This is a genomic window from Pseudooceanicola marinus (genome assembly GCF_020177265.1).
GTDB classification, from domain to species: domain Bacteria; phylum Pseudomonadota; class Alphaproteobacteria; order Rhodobacterales; family Rhodobacteraceae; genus Pseudooceanicola; species Pseudooceanicola marinus_A.
Genome location: NZ_JAIVMC010000021.1, coordinates 1 through 15,393 on the forward strand (window position 1 = coordinate 1; position 15,393 = coordinate 15,393).

The following is a 15,393-nucleotide window of genomic DNA, read 5'->3' on the forward strand; positions in this document are numbered from 1 at the left end:
TCCCACGCCGAGGCCCCCTTCGGCGGCGTCAAGGCCTCCGGCCTCGGCCGCGAAGGCGCACAGGAAGGCATCGAGGAATACCTCGAAACCAAAGCCTTCCACTTCGGCGGACTGTAAGGCGCCCGAGTTCCATGACATCTCCCCGGTCCGGGCGCCCGCCCGACCGAAAACTGGCCCGCACTTCGGTGCGGGCCTTTTCTTGTCTGTCGGATGATCTCGATGTCGCGGAAGGCATGGCGGGCGCGTGGGCGCGTGGGAGGAGGCCCGCCGACCGCGCGGGGCGGACCGGATTATGAGCCAGGGGTCCGAGATACGCTTGCGCCCTATTTCAGCTGACTGTCCTTGGATCCGCGCCGGTTGATGCCAGCCCGCTGCGCCGGCTGCCCGTCGCGTTCGACCTGACAGTCGATGCACAGCTTCACCCCCGGCAGAGCCTGACGGCGCGCCTCAGGGATCGGCTCTTCGCATTCGGCGCAATGGGTTCGGCTTTCGCCCTGCGGGCCCTTCCGGGCCTGCATGCGTTTCAACTCGTCGCTGATCGACGCTTCGATCTGTTCACTGACGGCGCCATCCCGCGCCCAGCCACCAGCCATGACGGATCTCCTTCGGGTGAGACCCTGAAGATAGCATGCCTTGAGACGCTGAAAAGGGGGGCGGAGCGGGCTGCGCCCATGCCCCGCGCGTGCAACGGGCCGACCCCAGGGTCAGCCCGGGCCATCACACCAGGTCATCCAGCGGCAGGGCATGCCTTTGGATCGGGGACTTGATGACGATGTAACTGAAATACTGCGAAATGCCCAAGTTGCGTTCCAGAAGCGTCTCGACGATCTCCTGATACTCCGCCACGCCGCGGGCGGTGAACCGCACCAGGTAGTCGTAGCCCCCTGAAACGACGTGACATTCGGTCACCTGGGGGATCCGGCCCATCTCCTGCTCGAAGCGCGAGAACAGCTCCCGGCGGTGATCGCTCAGGGTGAACTCGGTGAAGACCGTCACCGTCTGCGAGACCTTGCTGAGGTCCAGGAAGGCGCCGTAGCCGGTGATGATGCCCGCCGCCTCCATCCGCTTGATGCGCTGCAGGCAGGGCGAGGCGGAGAGCCCCACGTGCTCAGATAGGCGAACGTTCGAAATCCGACCATTCTTCATCAACTCCCCGAGGATGTTGATGTCTATCCTGTCCAGTTTCAGTGTCACGTGGGGCTACTCGGTACTAGGTCTTTACAGATGTCAGGAGGCCTGACGCAGGGCTTTCTGGTGCGCGGTGACCAGGTCCGCCATGGAGTTGAAGCGGAAATCGTAGGAGGGCATCTCGCCCGGGTTCATGGTCGCGCCGAAGCCTTCCTTGTCGTGCCGGCGGTAGATCCAGGCCGAGGTCAGGCCGTGGCGGTTGCCGGGCTTGTGATCGTGGAACATCGACTCGGCGGTGTGCAGGATGTCCTTCTTCTCGATACCGCAACGCGCCAGGTGTTCGATCATGTACTCGAAGTTGCGATCCGACGGCTTGTACGAGCCCACATCTTCGGCGGTATACACGTGGTCGAAAGTGACTCCCAGCTTGTCGTTCGAATATTTGAACGACTGGGCATCAACATTCGAGAGCACGCACAGTTTGTAGTACTTCTGCAGGTACTGCAGGGCGCCGGCGGAATCCTCGAAGGCGGGCCAGTTCTTCACGCTGTCGCCGTAGACCTGGCATTCTTCCCAGGTGACGGGAATGTTCCATTCTTCCGCCAGGCGGCGGTAGACGGTGGCCAGCAGGCGGCGGTAGGGCATCGCCGGGGTCCAGCGTTGCTGGGTGCTCTCGTGGTAGGCGTGGGCCTCCAGGATCTGGTCGCGCGACTTCGGTTCCTTGAGCTGCGCGGTCAGGGGCTTCAGCCCCTCGACCATGCCGCTTTCCCAGTCGATCAGCGTTCCGTAGACGTCGAAGGTGAGGATCTTGTAATCGGAGAGGTTCATGGAATTGTCCTTCAGAAAGTCAGGGCGTTCAGGCTGGTTTCGATACGGTCGACGATCATGTCGATCTCATTGCTATTGATCGTCAGGGCGGGTGCAAGGCCGATGGTCCCATCGTTGAAGCAGCGGGCGATCAGGCCGTTTCCGAGCATCTCCTTGAAGAGTTTCGGAGAAATGCCGCTGTCGGCGGCAAAGGGGGTCTTGGCCTCCTTGTCCGCGACGATCTCCACCGCGGCCAGCAGGCCCAGGCCGCGCACGTCGCCGACCAGCGGGTGGTCTTCCAACCGCTTCAGCGCCTGCATGAAATAGGGCGACTGTTTCTCGGCGTTGGCGAGGATCCCGCCCTCCTGGTAGAGGCGGATCACCTCCAGGCCGACGGCTGCGGAGACCGGGTGGCCGGAGTAGGTATAGCCATGCCCGATAGAGCCGCCTCCCTCGGCGATCCCGTCGAAGACCTTGTCCGACAGGACGCAGGCGCCCATGGGCGAATAGCCCGAGGTCATACCCTTGGCCATGGTCATGATGTCGGCCTGAACGTCCTCGTGCTCCTGGGCGAACATCTTGCCGGTGCGGCCGAAGCCGGTGATGACCTCGTCCACGACGAAGAGGATACCCAGCTCGTCACAGGCCTCGCGCATGGCCTTCAGCCAGCCGTGCGGCTGCACGATGACCCCGCCGGAGCCCTGCACTGGTTCCGCGAAGAAGGCGGCGACCTTGTCGGCGCCAAGCGCATGCACGCGGTCCTTCAGCGCCTTCACCGAGGCCGCGATCACGGCCGCGTCGGAGGGGTCTTCGGACCGGTAGGGCCCGGGCGCCGGGATGTGGTGCTGAGTTGCCGTCGGCACCGAGAAACCGGCGTGGAAGGGCGCCAGGCCCGTCACCCCTGCCCCGGTCGAGGAGGAGCCGTGATAGCCCTTTTCCAGCGACAGGATGTGTTTGCGCTCGGGCTGACCCTTGGCGGTCCAGTAGTAGTCGATGAAGCGCAGCGCGCTGTCGACCGCGTCCGAGCCGCCCAGAGAGAAGTAGACGTGGTTCAGGTTGCCCGGCGTCAGCTCGGCCACCTTTTCGGCCATGCGGATCGCGGCCTCGGAGGCGAAGTCGAAGTAGCCGGTGGCATAGGGCAGCTTTTCCATCTGCACCATGGCGGCAGCGACGACGGATTTCTGGCCGTAGCCCGCGTTGACGCACCACAGGCCGGCAAAACCGTCGAGGTACTGCTGACCATGGTTGTCCGTCAGCCAGAGGCCTTCGGCATGGTCGAAGATCAGCGGGCCCTCTTCGGATTTCCCGGCCCATTGCGAGACGGGATGCACCCAGTTCAGACGGTCCGTGCGACCAAGGGAATTCGTGAGCATTTGTTCTTCCTCAGTTCACGAGATCAGATGACGAGACAGAGCCGGAAGGCGTCGTAGATCGCGGCATGGATGGAGCGCGAGGCCACGGCGTCGCCGATGTTGTACATGACGTAGCCCTTGCCCGGCTCTTCGGGCTGCTGCGGCTGGGGTTCCAGCGCCAGCAGCTGATCCAGGTGGGTTTCGCCGTTGTTGACCGACTGGCCGCGCATGTCCTGGTAGAGCTCATCGAAGGGGAGCGAGCCGTGATCGACGATCACGTCGTCCACGTCGTAGGTGAACCGCTCGCCGGTCAGCATGTGCATCATGGTGGCCTTCAGCCCGTTGCCCTCGCGTTCGACCTTCATGATCTCCAGGTCGATCTCGACCTTGGCGTGCAGGGCGGCCAGTTTCTTGCGGTAGGTCACGCGGGATTGGTATTCCATCTCCTGCGCCATGAATTCGTCCATGGTGGTCAGCGTCACCTCATGGCCCAGCTCGGCCAGGGTCAGCGCGGTGGAGGGGCCCTGGTGACGGCCGGTGCCATCGACGACCAGCACGCGCTTGCCCACGGTCTGCGGTTCGTTCAGCGCGTCCCAGGTGGATTTCACCAGGTCCTCGCCGCCCTCGGGCACGGTCGTGTCGGGCAGCCCCCCGGTGGCCATGATAACCACGTCGGGGTTTTCCGCCGCGATCTCCTCGTCGCCGGCGAAGACGTTGGTGCGTACGGTGACGCCCAGATGCTCCAGCTCGGCCTCGCGCCAGTCGACGATGGCGATCAGGTCCCGGCGCCAACCGGCCAGCTGCGCCAGCAGGATCTGCCCGCCGACCTTGGGGCCCGCCTCGAACAGCACGACCTCGTGGCCCCGCTCGGCCAGCACGCGGGCGGATTCCAGCCCGGCCGGGCCGCCACCGACAACGACGGCCTTCTTCTTCACCGGGGCCGGCGGCACGATGTGCGGCAGCTTGAATTCCCGGTTGGACGACGCGTTGTGGATGCAGTTGCCCAGACGATAGAGGCAATGCGAGGTGCCGATGCAGGGACGGATCCGGTCCGCCTCGCCCTGCTCCAGCTTCTGCACGATGTAGGGGTCGGCGATATGGGCGCGGGTCATGCCCACCAGGTCCAGCAGCCCTTCGGAAATCGCGTAGCGCGCCGTTTCCAGATCGGCGATGCGGGCGGCGTGGAATACCGGCAGCTTCACGTGCTTCTTGAACTCGCCCACGATCTTCAGGAAGGGCGCCGAGGGCTGCGCCATGTTCGGGATGTTGTGTTCCACCAGCGCCTTGCCGGTGTCCATCTTGCCGAAGATGCAGTTGAAGAAGTCGATCGAGGTCTCGGCCTGCAGGATCGTGGCGATCTCGACGCATTCATCAAACGACAGGCCGATGTTGTCGCCCTCGTCCACCACGTAGCGCATGCCGACGACAAAATCGTCGCCCACCTCGGCGCGGATGCTGTCGTGCAGTTCCAGCGCGAAACGCACGCGGTTCTGGACGGATCCGCCCCACTTGTCGGTGCGGTGGTTGGTCAGCGGCGAGAAGAACTGCCCGATCAGGTGACCGCCCGCCAGGGTTTCCAGCCCGTCGAAGCCACCTTCCTTCAGGCGGCGCGCCGCCTGGGTATAGTCGCGGATGATGCGGTGGATGTCATGTTCGTCCATCTCGTGCGCGATGGCACGGTGGCGCATTTCGCGCATCCGCGACGGGCCTTGCGCGGGCAGCCAGTGGCCGACGGTAGCATCGGCGCGGCGGCCCAGGTGCGAAATCTGGCACATGATGTTGGCGCCATGCTTGTGCACGCGGTCCGACATCTGTTGCAGGTAGGGGATGGCATCATCGTGGCTGACGTCCATCTGGTTGCCGCCCCAGTTGCTGTCGGGGCTGACCTGCGACGAGCCGCCAATCATCGTCATCGCCAGGCCGCCCTTGGCCTTTTCCTCATGGTAGGCCTGGTACTGCTCACGCGGGTAGCCGCCCCCGCCGGCCGTGGCTGCGTGGCTGGTCGAGATGATGCGGTTGCGCATCGTGAGGTGTTTCAGCTTGAACTCGGTCAGCAGCGGATCCCGGGTACGTGTCTGGGCCGGTTTGACTTGAGTGTTCATCTTGCTCTCCTGAAGGATATGCGGGGAGGACGGGCCCGGGGCGGCCCGCCCCTGACGTCACTGTCCGGCGCGGTAGGTCTGCGGCCCGGCGGCAGAGGCGGCGGTGACCTCCTCCAGCCAGCCCTGGCGCAGTTGCGGCACGGCAGCGACGAGTTGTTGGGTATAGGCGTGTTCCGGCGCGGCGGTTAGGCGATCGCGGGGAGCGCGTTCGACCTCGCGGCCCTTGTAGAGAACCATCACCTCGTTGCACATCGCCTCGACCTTGCCCAGATCGTGCGAGATGAAGAGGTAGCTCAGGCCCAGCTCGCGCTGCAGTTCGACGAGCAGTTCCACGACCGCGTTCGCCACCACGGTATCCAGCGCCGAGGTCACCTCGTCACAGATCACCAGGCTGGGGTTCGCTGCCAGGGCGCGTGCCAGGTTGACCCGCTGCTTCTGCCCGCCCGACAGTTCCCGCGGGGAGCGGTCGGCCAGCGAAGCCGGCAGGCGCACCATGTCCAGCAGTTCCAGCACACGCTTGCGCCGCGCCTCGCCGGTCATGCCGTGGTAGAACTTCAGGGGCCGGCCGAGGATTTCCGCGTTGGACTGGCGCGGGTTCAGCGCCGTGTCGGCCATCTGGAAGACGATCTGCAGATCCTGGCGGTCCTGCTTGCGCCGATGCTGGGCATTGGCCAGGTCAAGGTCCCGCCCGTTCAGCTTGGCCTGACCCTTCGCCGCAGGCAGCAGCCCGGCCAGCACCCGGCCCAGGGTCGACTTGCCCGAACCGCTCTCGCCGATCAGGCCCAGGGTCTGGCCCTTCTTGATGCGGAAGTTGATGTCTTCCAGCACCGGGTACTGCGGCATGCCGTTGCGGATCGCGCCGTAGCCCGCCAGCACGCCCGAGGCTTCCAGCACCACGTCGTGTTCGGGTTCGGGCTGCAGCTCCAGCAGGCGGGTTTCCGAGGCCGACAGAAGCTCCTGGGTGAAGGACGACTGCGGACGTTCCAGAAGGTCTTTCGCCGGGGCGTTCTCCATCACCTCACCGTCGCGCAGCACCAGGATGCGGTCGGCCACCTGGGCCACAACGCCAAGGTCGTGGCTGACGTAGACTGCCGTCACGCCGCGTTCGCGGATCATGTCCTTGAAGCCCTTCAGCACCTCGACCTGGGTGGTCACGTCCAGCGCGGTGGTCGGTTCGTCGAAGATCATCACCTCGGGGGTGTTGATCATCGCCATGGCCGCCATCATGCGCTGCAACTGTCCGCCCGAGACCTGGTGCACGTAGCGATCGCCGATGTTGTCCGCATCGGGCAGCGCCATGGTGTGCATCAGCTCCTTCTGGCGGGCGAAGGCCTCGGCGCGGGACATCGACTTGTGCAGGGTCGCGGCCTCGACGATCTGGTTCTTGATCCGCTTCACGGGGTTGAAGGCCGCCGCCGCCGACTGCGCCACGTAGGACACGGTCTTGCCGCGGAAATCCTTCAGCGCCGCGCCCTTCAGGCCGCGCACGTCACGGCCGCCGACCTTGATCGACCCGCCGGTGATGGCACAGCCCTCGCGGGCGTAGTTCATCAGCGACAGCGCGATGGTCGACTTGCCCGAGCCGCTTTCGCCGATCAGGGCGACGACCTCGCCCTTCTTCGCCTTGAAGGAGACATCGTTGACGATCTTGCGGCCGCCGGCCTCGATCACCAGGTTCTCGACCTCGATGAAGTGTTCTTCGGTCATCTTAGCGGTCCTTCTTCTGGTGCGAGACGGCATCGACCATCAGCGTCATCGAGACGGTCAGCGACAGCAGGCACAGCGCCGGGGCGAAGATCGCGGGGGCGCCGTAGCTGAGGCCCACCATGTTCTCGCTGACCAGCGCGCCCCAGTCCGCCTCGGGGGGCTGGATGCCCAGGCCGAGGAAGGACAGGCCCGACAGCAGCAGCGCGATGTAGATGAACATGATCCCGAAATGCGTCAGCAGGTTGGGAATGATGTTCGGCAGGATCTCGCGGAAGATGATGTGCATGTTGCCCTCGCCGCGCACGCGGGCGGCGTCGATAAACTCCATCTTCGAGACGTTGATCGCGGCGGAGCGCACGTTGCGGTAGGCCGAGGGGATGTAGAGGATGGTGATCACGATGATCAGCACTGGGATAGAGGTGCCGAAGCCCGCCACGGCCACCAGCGCGAAGATGGTGGAAGGCAGCGAGTTCACCGTGTCCATCAGCCAGGACATGGCGGTATCGACCGTCTTCGACAGCAGCGTGGCCATGACACCCAGGATCAGGCCGAACAGCAGCGCCAGGGCGGCGGTGACGAAGGGCAGGCCCACGGTGTACTTGGCCCCGGTCATGATCCGGGACAGCACGTCGCGCCCCAAGTAATCGGTGCCCAGCCAGTAGTCGGCGGTCATCGGGCCCAGCACGTTCCAGCTGTCGACGAACTCGCCCGGCTCATAAGGGGTCAGCAGATCGCCGAAGACGGCGATGAAAACCCAGAAGAGGAAGATCACCGCCCCGATCATCGACAGCAGCGGCCAGTTGGGCAGGCGCAGGCGGCGTCGTTCGGTCACGGAGGCAGAGGTGGTTTCCATGGTCATTCGGTCCTCAGCTTCGGATTGGCGAGAATGGCGATCAGGTCAGCGATCAGGACAAGCACCAGGAAGCCGGCGCAGAAGATCACGGCGCAGGCCTGCATCAGCGGCAGGTCACGCGACGACACGCTGTCGACCATCAGCTTGGTCAGGCCCGGATAGGCGAAGATCACCTCGACGAAGACCACGCCCGAGATCAGCGCGTTCAGCGACAGGGCCGAGGCGTTGACGATGGGGCCGGCCACGTTGGGCAGGGCATGCAGCACCGTGGCCCGCAGGCGCGACGCGCCCTTCAGCATAGCGGTTTCCACGTAGGGTTCCTGCAACTGGGTGATCAGGATGGCGCGGGTCATCCGGGCCATCTGGCCGATCACCGACAGCGACAGGGCCAGCACCGGCAGGGTCATCACGCGGAACAGCCCGCCGATGGTCTCCACGCGGCTGATGTTGGACAGCGCCGGGAACAGCCCGGACCAGACCGAGAAGACCAGCACGATGATCGTGGCGATCAGGAAGCTGGGCGTGGACAGGGCCAGGATCGACAGGAAGGTCGTCAGCCGGTCGAAGACCGAGTTCGGCTTCATCGCCGAGGCGATGCCCAGGATCAGGGACACGGGGATCGCGACCAGGGTCGACAGCCCCGCCAGCAGCAGAGAGTTCGGCAGGCGCGAGGCGATGACGTCGTTCACCGGCGTGCCATTGGCCAGCGAGACACCGAAATCCCCCTGAAGGATCCCTTTCAGCCAGTTCCAGTAGCGGACGATTTCCGGCTGATCGAGGCCCATCTGGCTGCGCAGGGCAGCCAGAGTTTCGGGCGTCGCGTCCTGCCCGAGGATCGACTGCGCCGCATCCCCGGGAAGGGCGCCGCTGACCCAGAAGACCAGCGTCGCCACGAGCCAGAGGGTCAGGACCCCCAGGACAAGTCGTTTCAGTATGAGTGAGATCATTCCTCGATCCAGACGTTTTCTGCGAAGGCGTAGCCCATCATGTTGCCCGTCGGGATGGGCTGCAGGCCCTTCAGCGAGGTGGCATGGGCGTCGATGTTCGAGAAGAAGACCGGGATACCGGTGCCGGCTTCATCGCGAACCAGCTGCTGCATGTCGGAGTAGAGCGCCGCGCGCTTGTCCTCGTCGGTTTCGACGCGGGCCTGCAGCAGCATCTGGTCGAACTGGGCGTTCTCCCACTTCGACGAGTTGTAGGCGCCGTCGGAGGCGTAGCAGAGCGAGAAGATCATGTCGGCGGCCGGACGCTGGGTGATCGTGCCGAAGCCGAAGGGCACCTTCATCCAGACGTTGGACCAGTAGCCATCGACCGGAACGCGCTGCACGTCGATGTCGAAGCCGATCTCCTGGCCCGCCTGCTGAAGGATCAGCGCGATATCCAGGGTGTTGGCGATCCCGGCGGAGGCGACCAGCGGCACGGTCTGACCCATCACGCCGGCCCGTTCCAGGTGGAACTTCGCCTTCTCGGGATCGTATTCGCGCTGTTCGATCGACGGGTCGTGATACTTCATCGTCGGGGCGATCGGCTGGTCGTTCGCGATCGAGGCGAAGTCGCGGTAGATCGAGCCCTGGATCGTCTCGCGCTGCAGCAGGTGCTTGATGCCCAGGGCGAAATCATCGGAGCCGACGGTGCTGTCGGTCTTCTGCATCGCCACGTCCGAGAAGGTGCCGGACTGGGTGACGAACAGTTCAATGTTCTCTTCACGCTGGATCAGCGGGGTGGAACGCGGGTTGATGCCGGTGGTCAGGTGGAATTCACCGGCGCGCAGGGCGTTCAGGCGCGAGCTTTCGTCGGTCAGGCCGAAGTACTCGACGGTATCGACGTGCTGCTTCCCGTCCTTCCAATACTCCTCGTTACGGGCCACGACCGAGCGCACGCCGGGTTCGAAGGCTTCCAGCTTGTAGGGGCCGGTGCCGATGCCCGCGTTGAAATCGGTGGTGCCCGCCGGGGTGATCAGCAGGTTGAAGGTGCCCAGGATCACGGGCAGGTCGTAGTTCGGTTCGGACAGGGTGATCTTCACCGTGTGCTCGCCATCGGCCACGACATCCTGGATCGACGCGACATAGGACCGGGCGCGCGAGGCGGTTTCGGGGTCCTTGTGGCGCAGGATCGAGAAGACGACATCTTCGGAGGTGAAGGGACGGCCGTCATGGAAGGTGACGCCGGAGCGCAGGTTGAACGTCCAGTCCGTCCCGTTGGAGGAAGACCAGTCAGTCGCCAGCTCGGGCTGGGGCGTCAGGTCGCCGTCGAGGAAGGTCAGACCGTTGTAGATCATGAAGCCGCGCGAATAGTCGGTGCCATTGCGGAACTTGGACGGGTCGAGACCCTCTGCCGTCGAGGCGGAGGAGCCGGCCACACGCAGGTCGCCACCGCGGACGGGGGTCGAGGCCAGGGCGGTGGTGGCGCGGGTGGCCGTGTAGCCCGCGGCGGCGATGGTCATGCCGGAGGCGACGAGCATCTTCATGACATCACGACGCGAGGCGCCCCGTTTCATGGTCTGCTGCATACGGGCCATGTCACGCGCGGACAGGCGGGGAGTCTCGAAATCGGTCATTCTGGGTCTCCGTGTTGGCGGGCTTGTTGGTTGGTCTGTTGATCTCTTTTCAGCGCCCTGACTGATGCCGACAGCATGGGCCTGGGCCCGCCGCAGAAATTCACGAAAAGCCTCCGGGTGACGGTGGATTCCATTTTTCTCCCCCCTGAATTCGATGAATCCGCCTGCTCATCCGGGTCTAGGAATAGGCTCATCCTCATGCCCGCATCGGGCCCGACACGGAAGGAAGACGCATGGATCAGACGAGATTCTATATTGATGGCCAATGGGTTGAGCCGATCTCGGCCCAGGTGGTCGACGTGATGAATCCGGCTGATGGCAGCGTCACCGGCCAGGTCGCCCTGGGATCTGCGGCTGACGTGGATCGTGCGGTGGCAGCCGCCCGCGCCGCCTTCGACCGCGGTCTTGCCCCCCTGTCGGAGCGGATCGCGCTGCTGCATCGGATCGCGGACGTGATGGAAACCCGCGAGGAAGACCTGGCGCAGGTCATCACCGACGAGATCGGCGTGCCGCTGTGGTATGCCCGCAAGGGCCATGCCGCCGCCGGCGCCGCCCATATCCGCATCCTCTGCGAGGAAATGGAGAAGTTTCCCTTCGAATGGATGCAGGGCGACACGCTGGTCACGCGGGTGCCGATCGGCGTCGCCGGGCTGATCACGCCGTGGAACGTGCCGATCAACCAGATCGTCATCAAGGTGGCCCCAGCCCTGGGTGCAGGCTGCGCGACGATCCTGAAACCGTCGGAGATCGCCCCGGGCAACGCGACCATCATCGCCGAGATCATGCATGAGGCCGGCGTGCCCGCGGGCATGTTCAACCTCGTCCATGGTGACGGGCCGGGGGTGGGCGACGCGATGTCCCGTCATCCCGACATCGACATGATCAGCTTCACCGGCTCGACCCGGGCCGGTATCGCCGTGACCCAGACCGCGGCCACGACCGTGAAGCGCGTGGGCCTGGAGCTGGGCGGCAAGTCGGCCAACATCCTGCTCGACGATGCCGACCTGGACACCGCCGTCGAGAAGGGCGTGCGCGCCTGCTTCATGAACTCGGGCCAGGCCTGTTCGGCGCCGACCCGGATGCTGGTGCAGAAGGACCAGATGGCCCGCGCGGCCCAGATCGCCGCCGGCGTGGCCAACAGCCTGCGCGTGGGCCCGCCCCGCGACGAAGACGTCAACCTGGGCCCTGTCGCCAGCCAGCAGCAATGGGATCGGATCCAGGGCTACATCGACACCGGCATCAACGAAGGCGCTCGCCTGGTCGCCGGCGGCCTGGGCCTGCCCGAGGGGCTGGACTACGGCGCCTACGTGCGCCCGACCGTCTTTGCCGATGTCGCCCCCGACATGACCATCGCCCGTGAAGAGATCTTTGGCCCGGTTATCGTGCTGATCCCCTACGAGGACGAGGCCGATGCGGTGCGGATCGCCAACGATACGGTCTACGGCCTTGCAGCCTACGTGCAGGGCGGTGATATTGCCCGCGTCAGACGCGTGGGCCGCCAGTTGCGCGCGGGCCGCGTGCTGTTGAACTACCCCGTGCTGGATCGCACCGCCCCCTTCGGCGGGTTCAAGCAATCCGGGAACGGCCGCGAACAGGGCAAATACGGCCTGGAAGAATTCCTGGAATACAGCGCGTTGATCGGTCATGGAACGGAATGAACAGATGCGGAGCAGCGTGATCTCCGCCAGCGAAGAGCGCGCCGCCCCCGGCCGCACCGACCCGCCCGCTTACATGGAGGCCTACAAGGAGGCCTTCGTCGAGGACACGGCGGAGTTCATCCATTCCTATGACCTGGCCCATGTTCTGATGCTGGGCGAACGGGGCATCCTGCCGGCGGAGATCGCGCTGGACGTGCTGGCGGGCCTGCGGGAGATGCAGGCCAAGGGCATGAAGGAATGCCGTCGGGCCGCCGGGGGCGGCAACCATGCGGGCGAGGCCTGGCTGACCCAGCACTACGGTTCGGCCGTCGGTGGCGCCATCGGGCTGGCGCGGTCCTCGGGCGACCTGTCGGCGATCTCGTTCCGGATGTACGCGCGCCACACCCTGATGGACCTGCGCGAGCAGCTGCTGACCCTGCGCGGCGCCCTGGTGGATTTCGCCGCGCGTCACGTTGATGCCGTGATGCCGGGCAACACCCATGGCCAGCACGCCCAGCCGATCACCTTCGCGCTCTGGGCGATGATGTACCACGATGCCCTGGCCCGCGATGGCGCCCGTCTGGCGGCGCTGATATCGCGGTGCAACCACTCCCCCGCCGGGGCGGGTATCATGGCCGGGACCGAGTTCCCGATCGACCGCCGCCGCGTGGCGGAGATGCTGGCCTTCGACGGCGTGGTGCCCAACACCCTGGATGCCGCCCTGTCGCATGACCTGGAAATCGAGTTCGCCTCGCTGCTGAACCTGCTGTGCTATTCGCTGTCGCGCATGGCCGAGGACCTGTTCATGTGGAACACCACCGAACATGGCCTGGTCACCCTGCCCGACTGGTTCATCGGCACCTCGTCGATGATGCCGCAGAAGCGCAACCCCGACGGGTTGCAGGACCTGCGCAACCTCTCGCCCCAGGCCCAGGCCACCCTGACCATGGTCATGGGCACCGAACGCGGCCCGACCGGCTTCCCGATCATCGAACGCCGCAACTCCGACCGGATGCTGCGCGGCATCGCCTCGGCGCTGCAACAGCGCCTCGACATCCTGCCCGAGCTGCTGGCCGACCTGAAGGTGGAAAGCGACCGGGCCGAGGCCCATGCCAATGCCTACTGGGCCTCCGTCACCGATCTGGCCGGCGCGCTGGTGCGCAAGAACCGCATCGACTGGCGCACCGCCCACGGGCTGGTGGCCGGCTTCGTGCGCGACTGCATCGCTCGCGACCTGCCCCCCTTCGAGGTGACCTCGGACGACTTCAACGCCTATGCCAGCCGCAACGGCGCGCTGCAGGTCACGTTGGACGATGCCACGCTGTCGCGCTGCATGGATGCCCGCGCCTTCGTCAGCCGCCGCGACACCTTCGGCGGCCCCGGCCCCGAGGCGATGGAACAGGCCCTGGCCCGTGCCCGTTTCGCGATGGATACGGAGGCCCGCGACATCGCCGACTTCCGCGACAAGATCGCCTCCGCCCAGGCCGAGCTGCTGAGCACGGTCGATACCGCCCTTGCCGGGAGGCGCTTCCGGTGAGCCTGACCGAGACCGCCCCCCGGGGCGGCGGGGCCAGGGTGGTCTGGTCCGTGGGCTATGTCCACGGGCTGAGCCATCTCTACATGCTTGCCCTGCCCCCGCTCTTTCCGCTGTTGCGCGAGGATTTCAGCGTCTCCCTGCCGCTGATCGCCGCGATCCTGGCGGCCTTCAACCTGATCACAGCCGCCACCCAATACGTGGCAGGCGTGGCGGTCGACCGCTTCGGCGGCATGATCTGCCTGCGCGCCGGGCTGACCCTGTCGCTGGCCTCGCTGCTGGCCGCCGCCATGGCCCCCGGGTTCTGGAGCTTCGCCGCAGCCTTCTGTTTCTGCGGCCTGGCCAATGCCGTCTATCACCCGGCGGATTTCCGGCTGCTGAACTCCTGCGTCGACAAGAGCCGCAGGGCCTTCGCCTTCTCGGTGCACAGCTTCTCCGGCAACATCGGCTTCGCCCTGGCCCCGGCCCTGCTGGCCCCGGTGGGCTTCGCCTTCGGCTGGCGCGCGGCGCTGCTGGTGGCGGTGCTGATCGGCCTGCCAGGGCTGCTGGCCCTGTTCCAGCTGCCCGGCGATGCGCCGAAAGGCGAGGAGACCGCCGCGAAACCCAAGGCCGGCCTGCGGGAGGTCGCCACCTCCGCCATCCTGCTGCAACTGCTGGTCTTCACGCTGTTCTCGCTGGTCTCCGGCGGAGTCCAAAGCTTCTCCGTCCTCGCCGGCGCGGCTCATTTCGGCTATGGCCTGACCCAGCTGAACGCGGTCCTGTCGCTCTACCTGCTGGTCGGCACCGCCGGGATCGTGGCGGGGGGCGCGCTGGTCAGCCGCGGCTGGAGCGAGACGCGTGCCTTTTCCGCCGGGATCGGGCTGGGCATGGCAGGCTGGGCCCTGGCCTGGTCGGGCATCGGCGCCCTGGCGGGCTATGCCGCCGGCATGCTGATGATCGGCTTCGCCATGGGGTTCATCCTGCCCGCCCGCGACCTGCTGGTCGCCCGCGCCACGCCCCCGCACCTGCAGGGCCGCACCTACGGCTTCGTCACGACGGGCATTAACGTCGGCCAGTTCGCCGCCCCTGCCCTGATCGCGCCCCTGGTCGAACACGACCACCTCAACGCCTATTACCTGCTGCTGCTGGTGGTGCTTGCCGCCAGCCTTGCCGCCGGGCTCGCCAGCCGCCCGCGCGGCTGACACCGCTCCACACACCCGAGAGAAAGGAACACCATGTCCCTGAAACCCACGGCCGACTATTCCAACTTCGAAGCCCTCGACCTGCGGGTCGGCAAGGTGGTCGAGGTGAAACCCTTCCCCCGCGCCCGCAACCCCTCCTACAAGGTGGCGGTCGATTTCGGCGGCGAGCTTGGCGTGAAATGGTCCTCGGCCCAGATCACCCGCTATTCCGAGGAAGAGCTGATGGGCAAGACGGTGGTCTGCATCGTCAACTTCGCGCCGCGCAACATCGCGGGCTTCCAGTCCGAGATCCTGATCATGGGTGCGGCCAATGCCGCCGGTGAAACCGTCGTGCTGTCCCCCGAAAGCGACGTCGAAATCGGCGGCGCGATCTACTGAGGAGCGAAGCGATGAAAATTCTCGTCCCCGTAAAGAGGGTGATCGACTACAACGTGAAGGTTCGCGTGAAAGCGGACGGTTCGGGTGTCGATCTTGCGAATGTGAAGATGTCGATGAACCCGTTCGACGAGATCGCCGTTGAAGAGGCGATCCGGCT

At 65.7% G+C, this 15,393-nt stretch carries 14 protein-coding genes and 1 pseudogene; 6 read left to right on the forward strand and 9 right to left on the reverse strand.

The window, feature by feature from the left end; genetic code table 11:
* On the forward strand, positions 1-117 hold a 117-nt coding region (locus LC066_RS21240), incomplete at its 5' end, for an aldehyde dehydrogenase family protein (RefSeq protein ID WP_224903511.1).
* Between the two features lie 206 nt (positions 118-323).
* On the opposite strand, the gene LC066_RS21245 is transcribed toward LC066_RS21240, so the two are convergent.
* From LC066_RS21245 to LC066_RS21285, 9 genes are all read right to left on the reverse strand, one after another.
* Positions 324-593 (reverse strand): DksA/TraR family C4-type zinc finger protein, encoded by a 270-nt coding sequence (locus tag LC066_RS21245; RefSeq protein ID WP_222481595.1) that lies wholly within the window; start codon positions 591-593, stop codon positions 324-326.
* 124 nt (positions 594-717) lie between these two features.
* Positions 718-1,194, reverse strand: coding sequence for an Lrp/AsnC family transcriptional regulator (locus tag LC066_RS21250; RefSeq protein ID WP_224903492.1), 477 nt, complete (start codon positions 1,192-1,194; stop codon positions 718-720).
* Between the two features lie 33 nt (positions 1,195-1,227).
* Positions 1,228-1,956 (reverse strand): haloacid dehalogenase type II, encoded by a 729-nt coding sequence (locus LC066_RS21255; RefSeq protein ID WP_224903495.1) that lies wholly within the window; start codon positions 1,954-1,956, stop codon positions 1,228-1,230.
* A gap of 11 nt (positions 1,957-1,967) precedes the next feature.
* A complete protein-coding gene (locus tag LC066_RS21260; RefSeq protein WP_224903496.1) occupies positions 1,968-3,308 on the reverse strand; it encodes an aminotransferase class III-fold pyridoxal phosphate-dependent enzyme in 1,341 nt (446 codons plus the stop codon).
* Between the two features lie 23 nt (positions 3,309-3,331).
* Positions 3,332-5,389, reverse strand: a complete 2,058-nt coding sequence (locus tag LC066_RS21265) for an FAD-dependent oxidoreductase (protein WP_224903498.1) — start codon at positions 5,387-5,389, stop codon at positions 3,332-3,334.
* Between the two features lie 57 nt (positions 5,390-5,446).
* Entirely contained in the window at positions 5,447-7,096 is a 1,650-nt protein-coding gene (locus tag LC066_RS21270) for an ABC transporter ATP-binding protein (RefSeq protein WP_222481587.1), read from the reverse strand.
* Between the two features lies 1 nt (position 7,097).
* The gene (locus LC066_RS21275) at positions 7,098-7,955 is read right to left on the reverse strand and encodes an ABC transporter permease (protein ID WP_224903499.1); all 858 of its coding nucleotides are present in this window, start codon (positions 7,953-7,955) and stop codon (positions 7,098-7,100) included.
* Complete coding sequence (locus tag LC066_RS21280) at positions 7,952-8,896, reverse strand: ABC transporter permease (RefSeq protein WP_224903501.1); 945 nt, start codon at positions 8,894-8,896, stop codon at positions 7,952-7,954. Before LC066_RS21280 ends, LC066_RS21275 begins: the two co-directional genes overlap by 4 nt.
* Positions 8,893-10,506, reverse strand: coding sequence for an ABC transporter substrate-binding protein (locus LC066_RS21285; RefSeq protein ID WP_224903503.1), 1,614 nt, complete (start codon positions 10,504-10,506; stop codon positions 8,893-8,895). The genes LC066_RS21280 and LC066_RS21285 overlap by 4 nt, the downstream gene beginning before the upstream one ends.
* Before the next feature lie 233 nt (positions 10,507-10,739).
* Here LC066_RS21285 and LC066_RS21290 point away from each other — a divergent pair, with 233 nt between their 5' ends.
* From LC066_RS21290 to LC066_RS21310, 5 genes and pseudogenes are all read left to right on the forward strand, one after another.
* Positions 10,740-12,164 carry an aldehyde dehydrogenase family protein gene (locus LC066_RS21290; RefSeq protein ID WP_224903504.1) on the forward strand — a complete coding sequence of 475 codons (1,425 nt, stop codon included), beginning with the start codon at positions 10,740-10,742 and terminating at the stop codon, positions 12,162-12,164.
* A 4-nt stretch (positions 12,165-12,168) separates the two neighbouring features.
* Positions 12,169-13,680, forward strand: coding sequence for an argininosuccinate lyase (locus LC066_RS21295; protein WP_222481577.1), 1,512 nt, complete (start codon positions 12,169-12,171; stop codon positions 13,678-13,680).
* The gene (locus tag LC066_RS21300; protein WP_224903506.1) at positions 13,677-14,858 is read left to right on the forward strand and encodes an MFS transporter; all 1,182 of its coding nucleotides are present in this window, start codon (positions 13,677-13,679) and stop codon (positions 14,856-14,858) included. The genes LC066_RS21295 and LC066_RS21300 overlap by 4 nt, the downstream gene beginning before the upstream one ends.
* 33 nt (positions 14,859-14,891) lie before the next feature.
* Positions 14,892-15,236 carry a tRNA-binding protein gene (locus LC066_RS21305; RefSeq protein WP_224903508.1) on the forward strand — a complete coding sequence of 115 codons (345 nt, stop codon included), beginning with the start codon at positions 14,892-14,894 and terminating at the stop codon, positions 15,234-15,236.
* 11 nt (positions 15,237-15,247) lie between these two features.
* A pseudogene (locus LC066_RS21310) lies at positions 15,248-15,393 on the forward strand (electron transfer flavoprotein subunit beta/FixA family protein); the annotation flags it as partial.

Bases quoted from the DNA above. Each gene is read 5' to 3' on its own strand.
- LC066_RS21280 (WP_224903501.1), bottom strand. From the start codon at position 8,896: ATGATCTCACTCATACTGAAACGACTTGTCCTGGGGGTCCTGACCCTC.
- LC066_RS21295 (WP_222481577.1), top strand. From the start codon at position 12,169: ATGCGGAGCAGCGTGATCTCCGCCAGCGAAGAGCGCGCCGCCCCCGGC.
- LC066_RS21275 (WP_224903499.1), bottom strand. From the start codon at position 7,955: ATGACCATGGAAACCACCTCTGCCTCCGTGACCGAACGACGCCGCCTG.
- LC066_RS21260 (WP_224903496.1), bottom strand. From the start codon at position 3,308: ATGCTCACGAATTCCCTTGGTCGCACGGACCGTCTGAACTGGGTGCAT.
- LC066_RS21285 (WP_224903503.1), bottom strand. From the start codon at position 10,506: ATGACCGATTTCGAGACTCCCCGCCTGTCCGCGCGTGACATGGCCCGT.
- LC066_RS21255 (WP_224903495.1), bottom strand. From the start codon at position 1,956: ATGAACCTCTCCGATTACAAGATCCTCACCTTCGACGTCTACGGAACG.
- LC066_RS21245 (WP_222481595.1), bottom strand. From the start codon at position 593: ATGGCTGGTGGCTGGGCGCGGGATGGCGCCGTCAGTGAACAGATCGAA.
- LC066_RS21290 (WP_224903504.1), top strand. From the start codon at position 10,740: ATGGATCAGACGAGATTCTATATTGATGGCCAATGGGTTGAGCCGATC.
- LC066_RS21305 (WP_224903508.1), top strand. From the start codon at position 14,892: ATGTCCCTGAAACCCACGGCCGACTATTCCAACTTCGAAGCCCTCGAC.
- LC066_RS21270 (WP_222481587.1), bottom strand. From the start codon at position 7,096: ATGACCGAAGAACACTTCATCGAGGTCGAGAACCTGGTGATCGAGGCC.
- LC066_RS21265 (WP_224903498.1), bottom strand. From the start codon at position 5,389: ATGAACACTCAAGTCAAACCGGCCCAGACACGTACCCGGGATCCGCTG.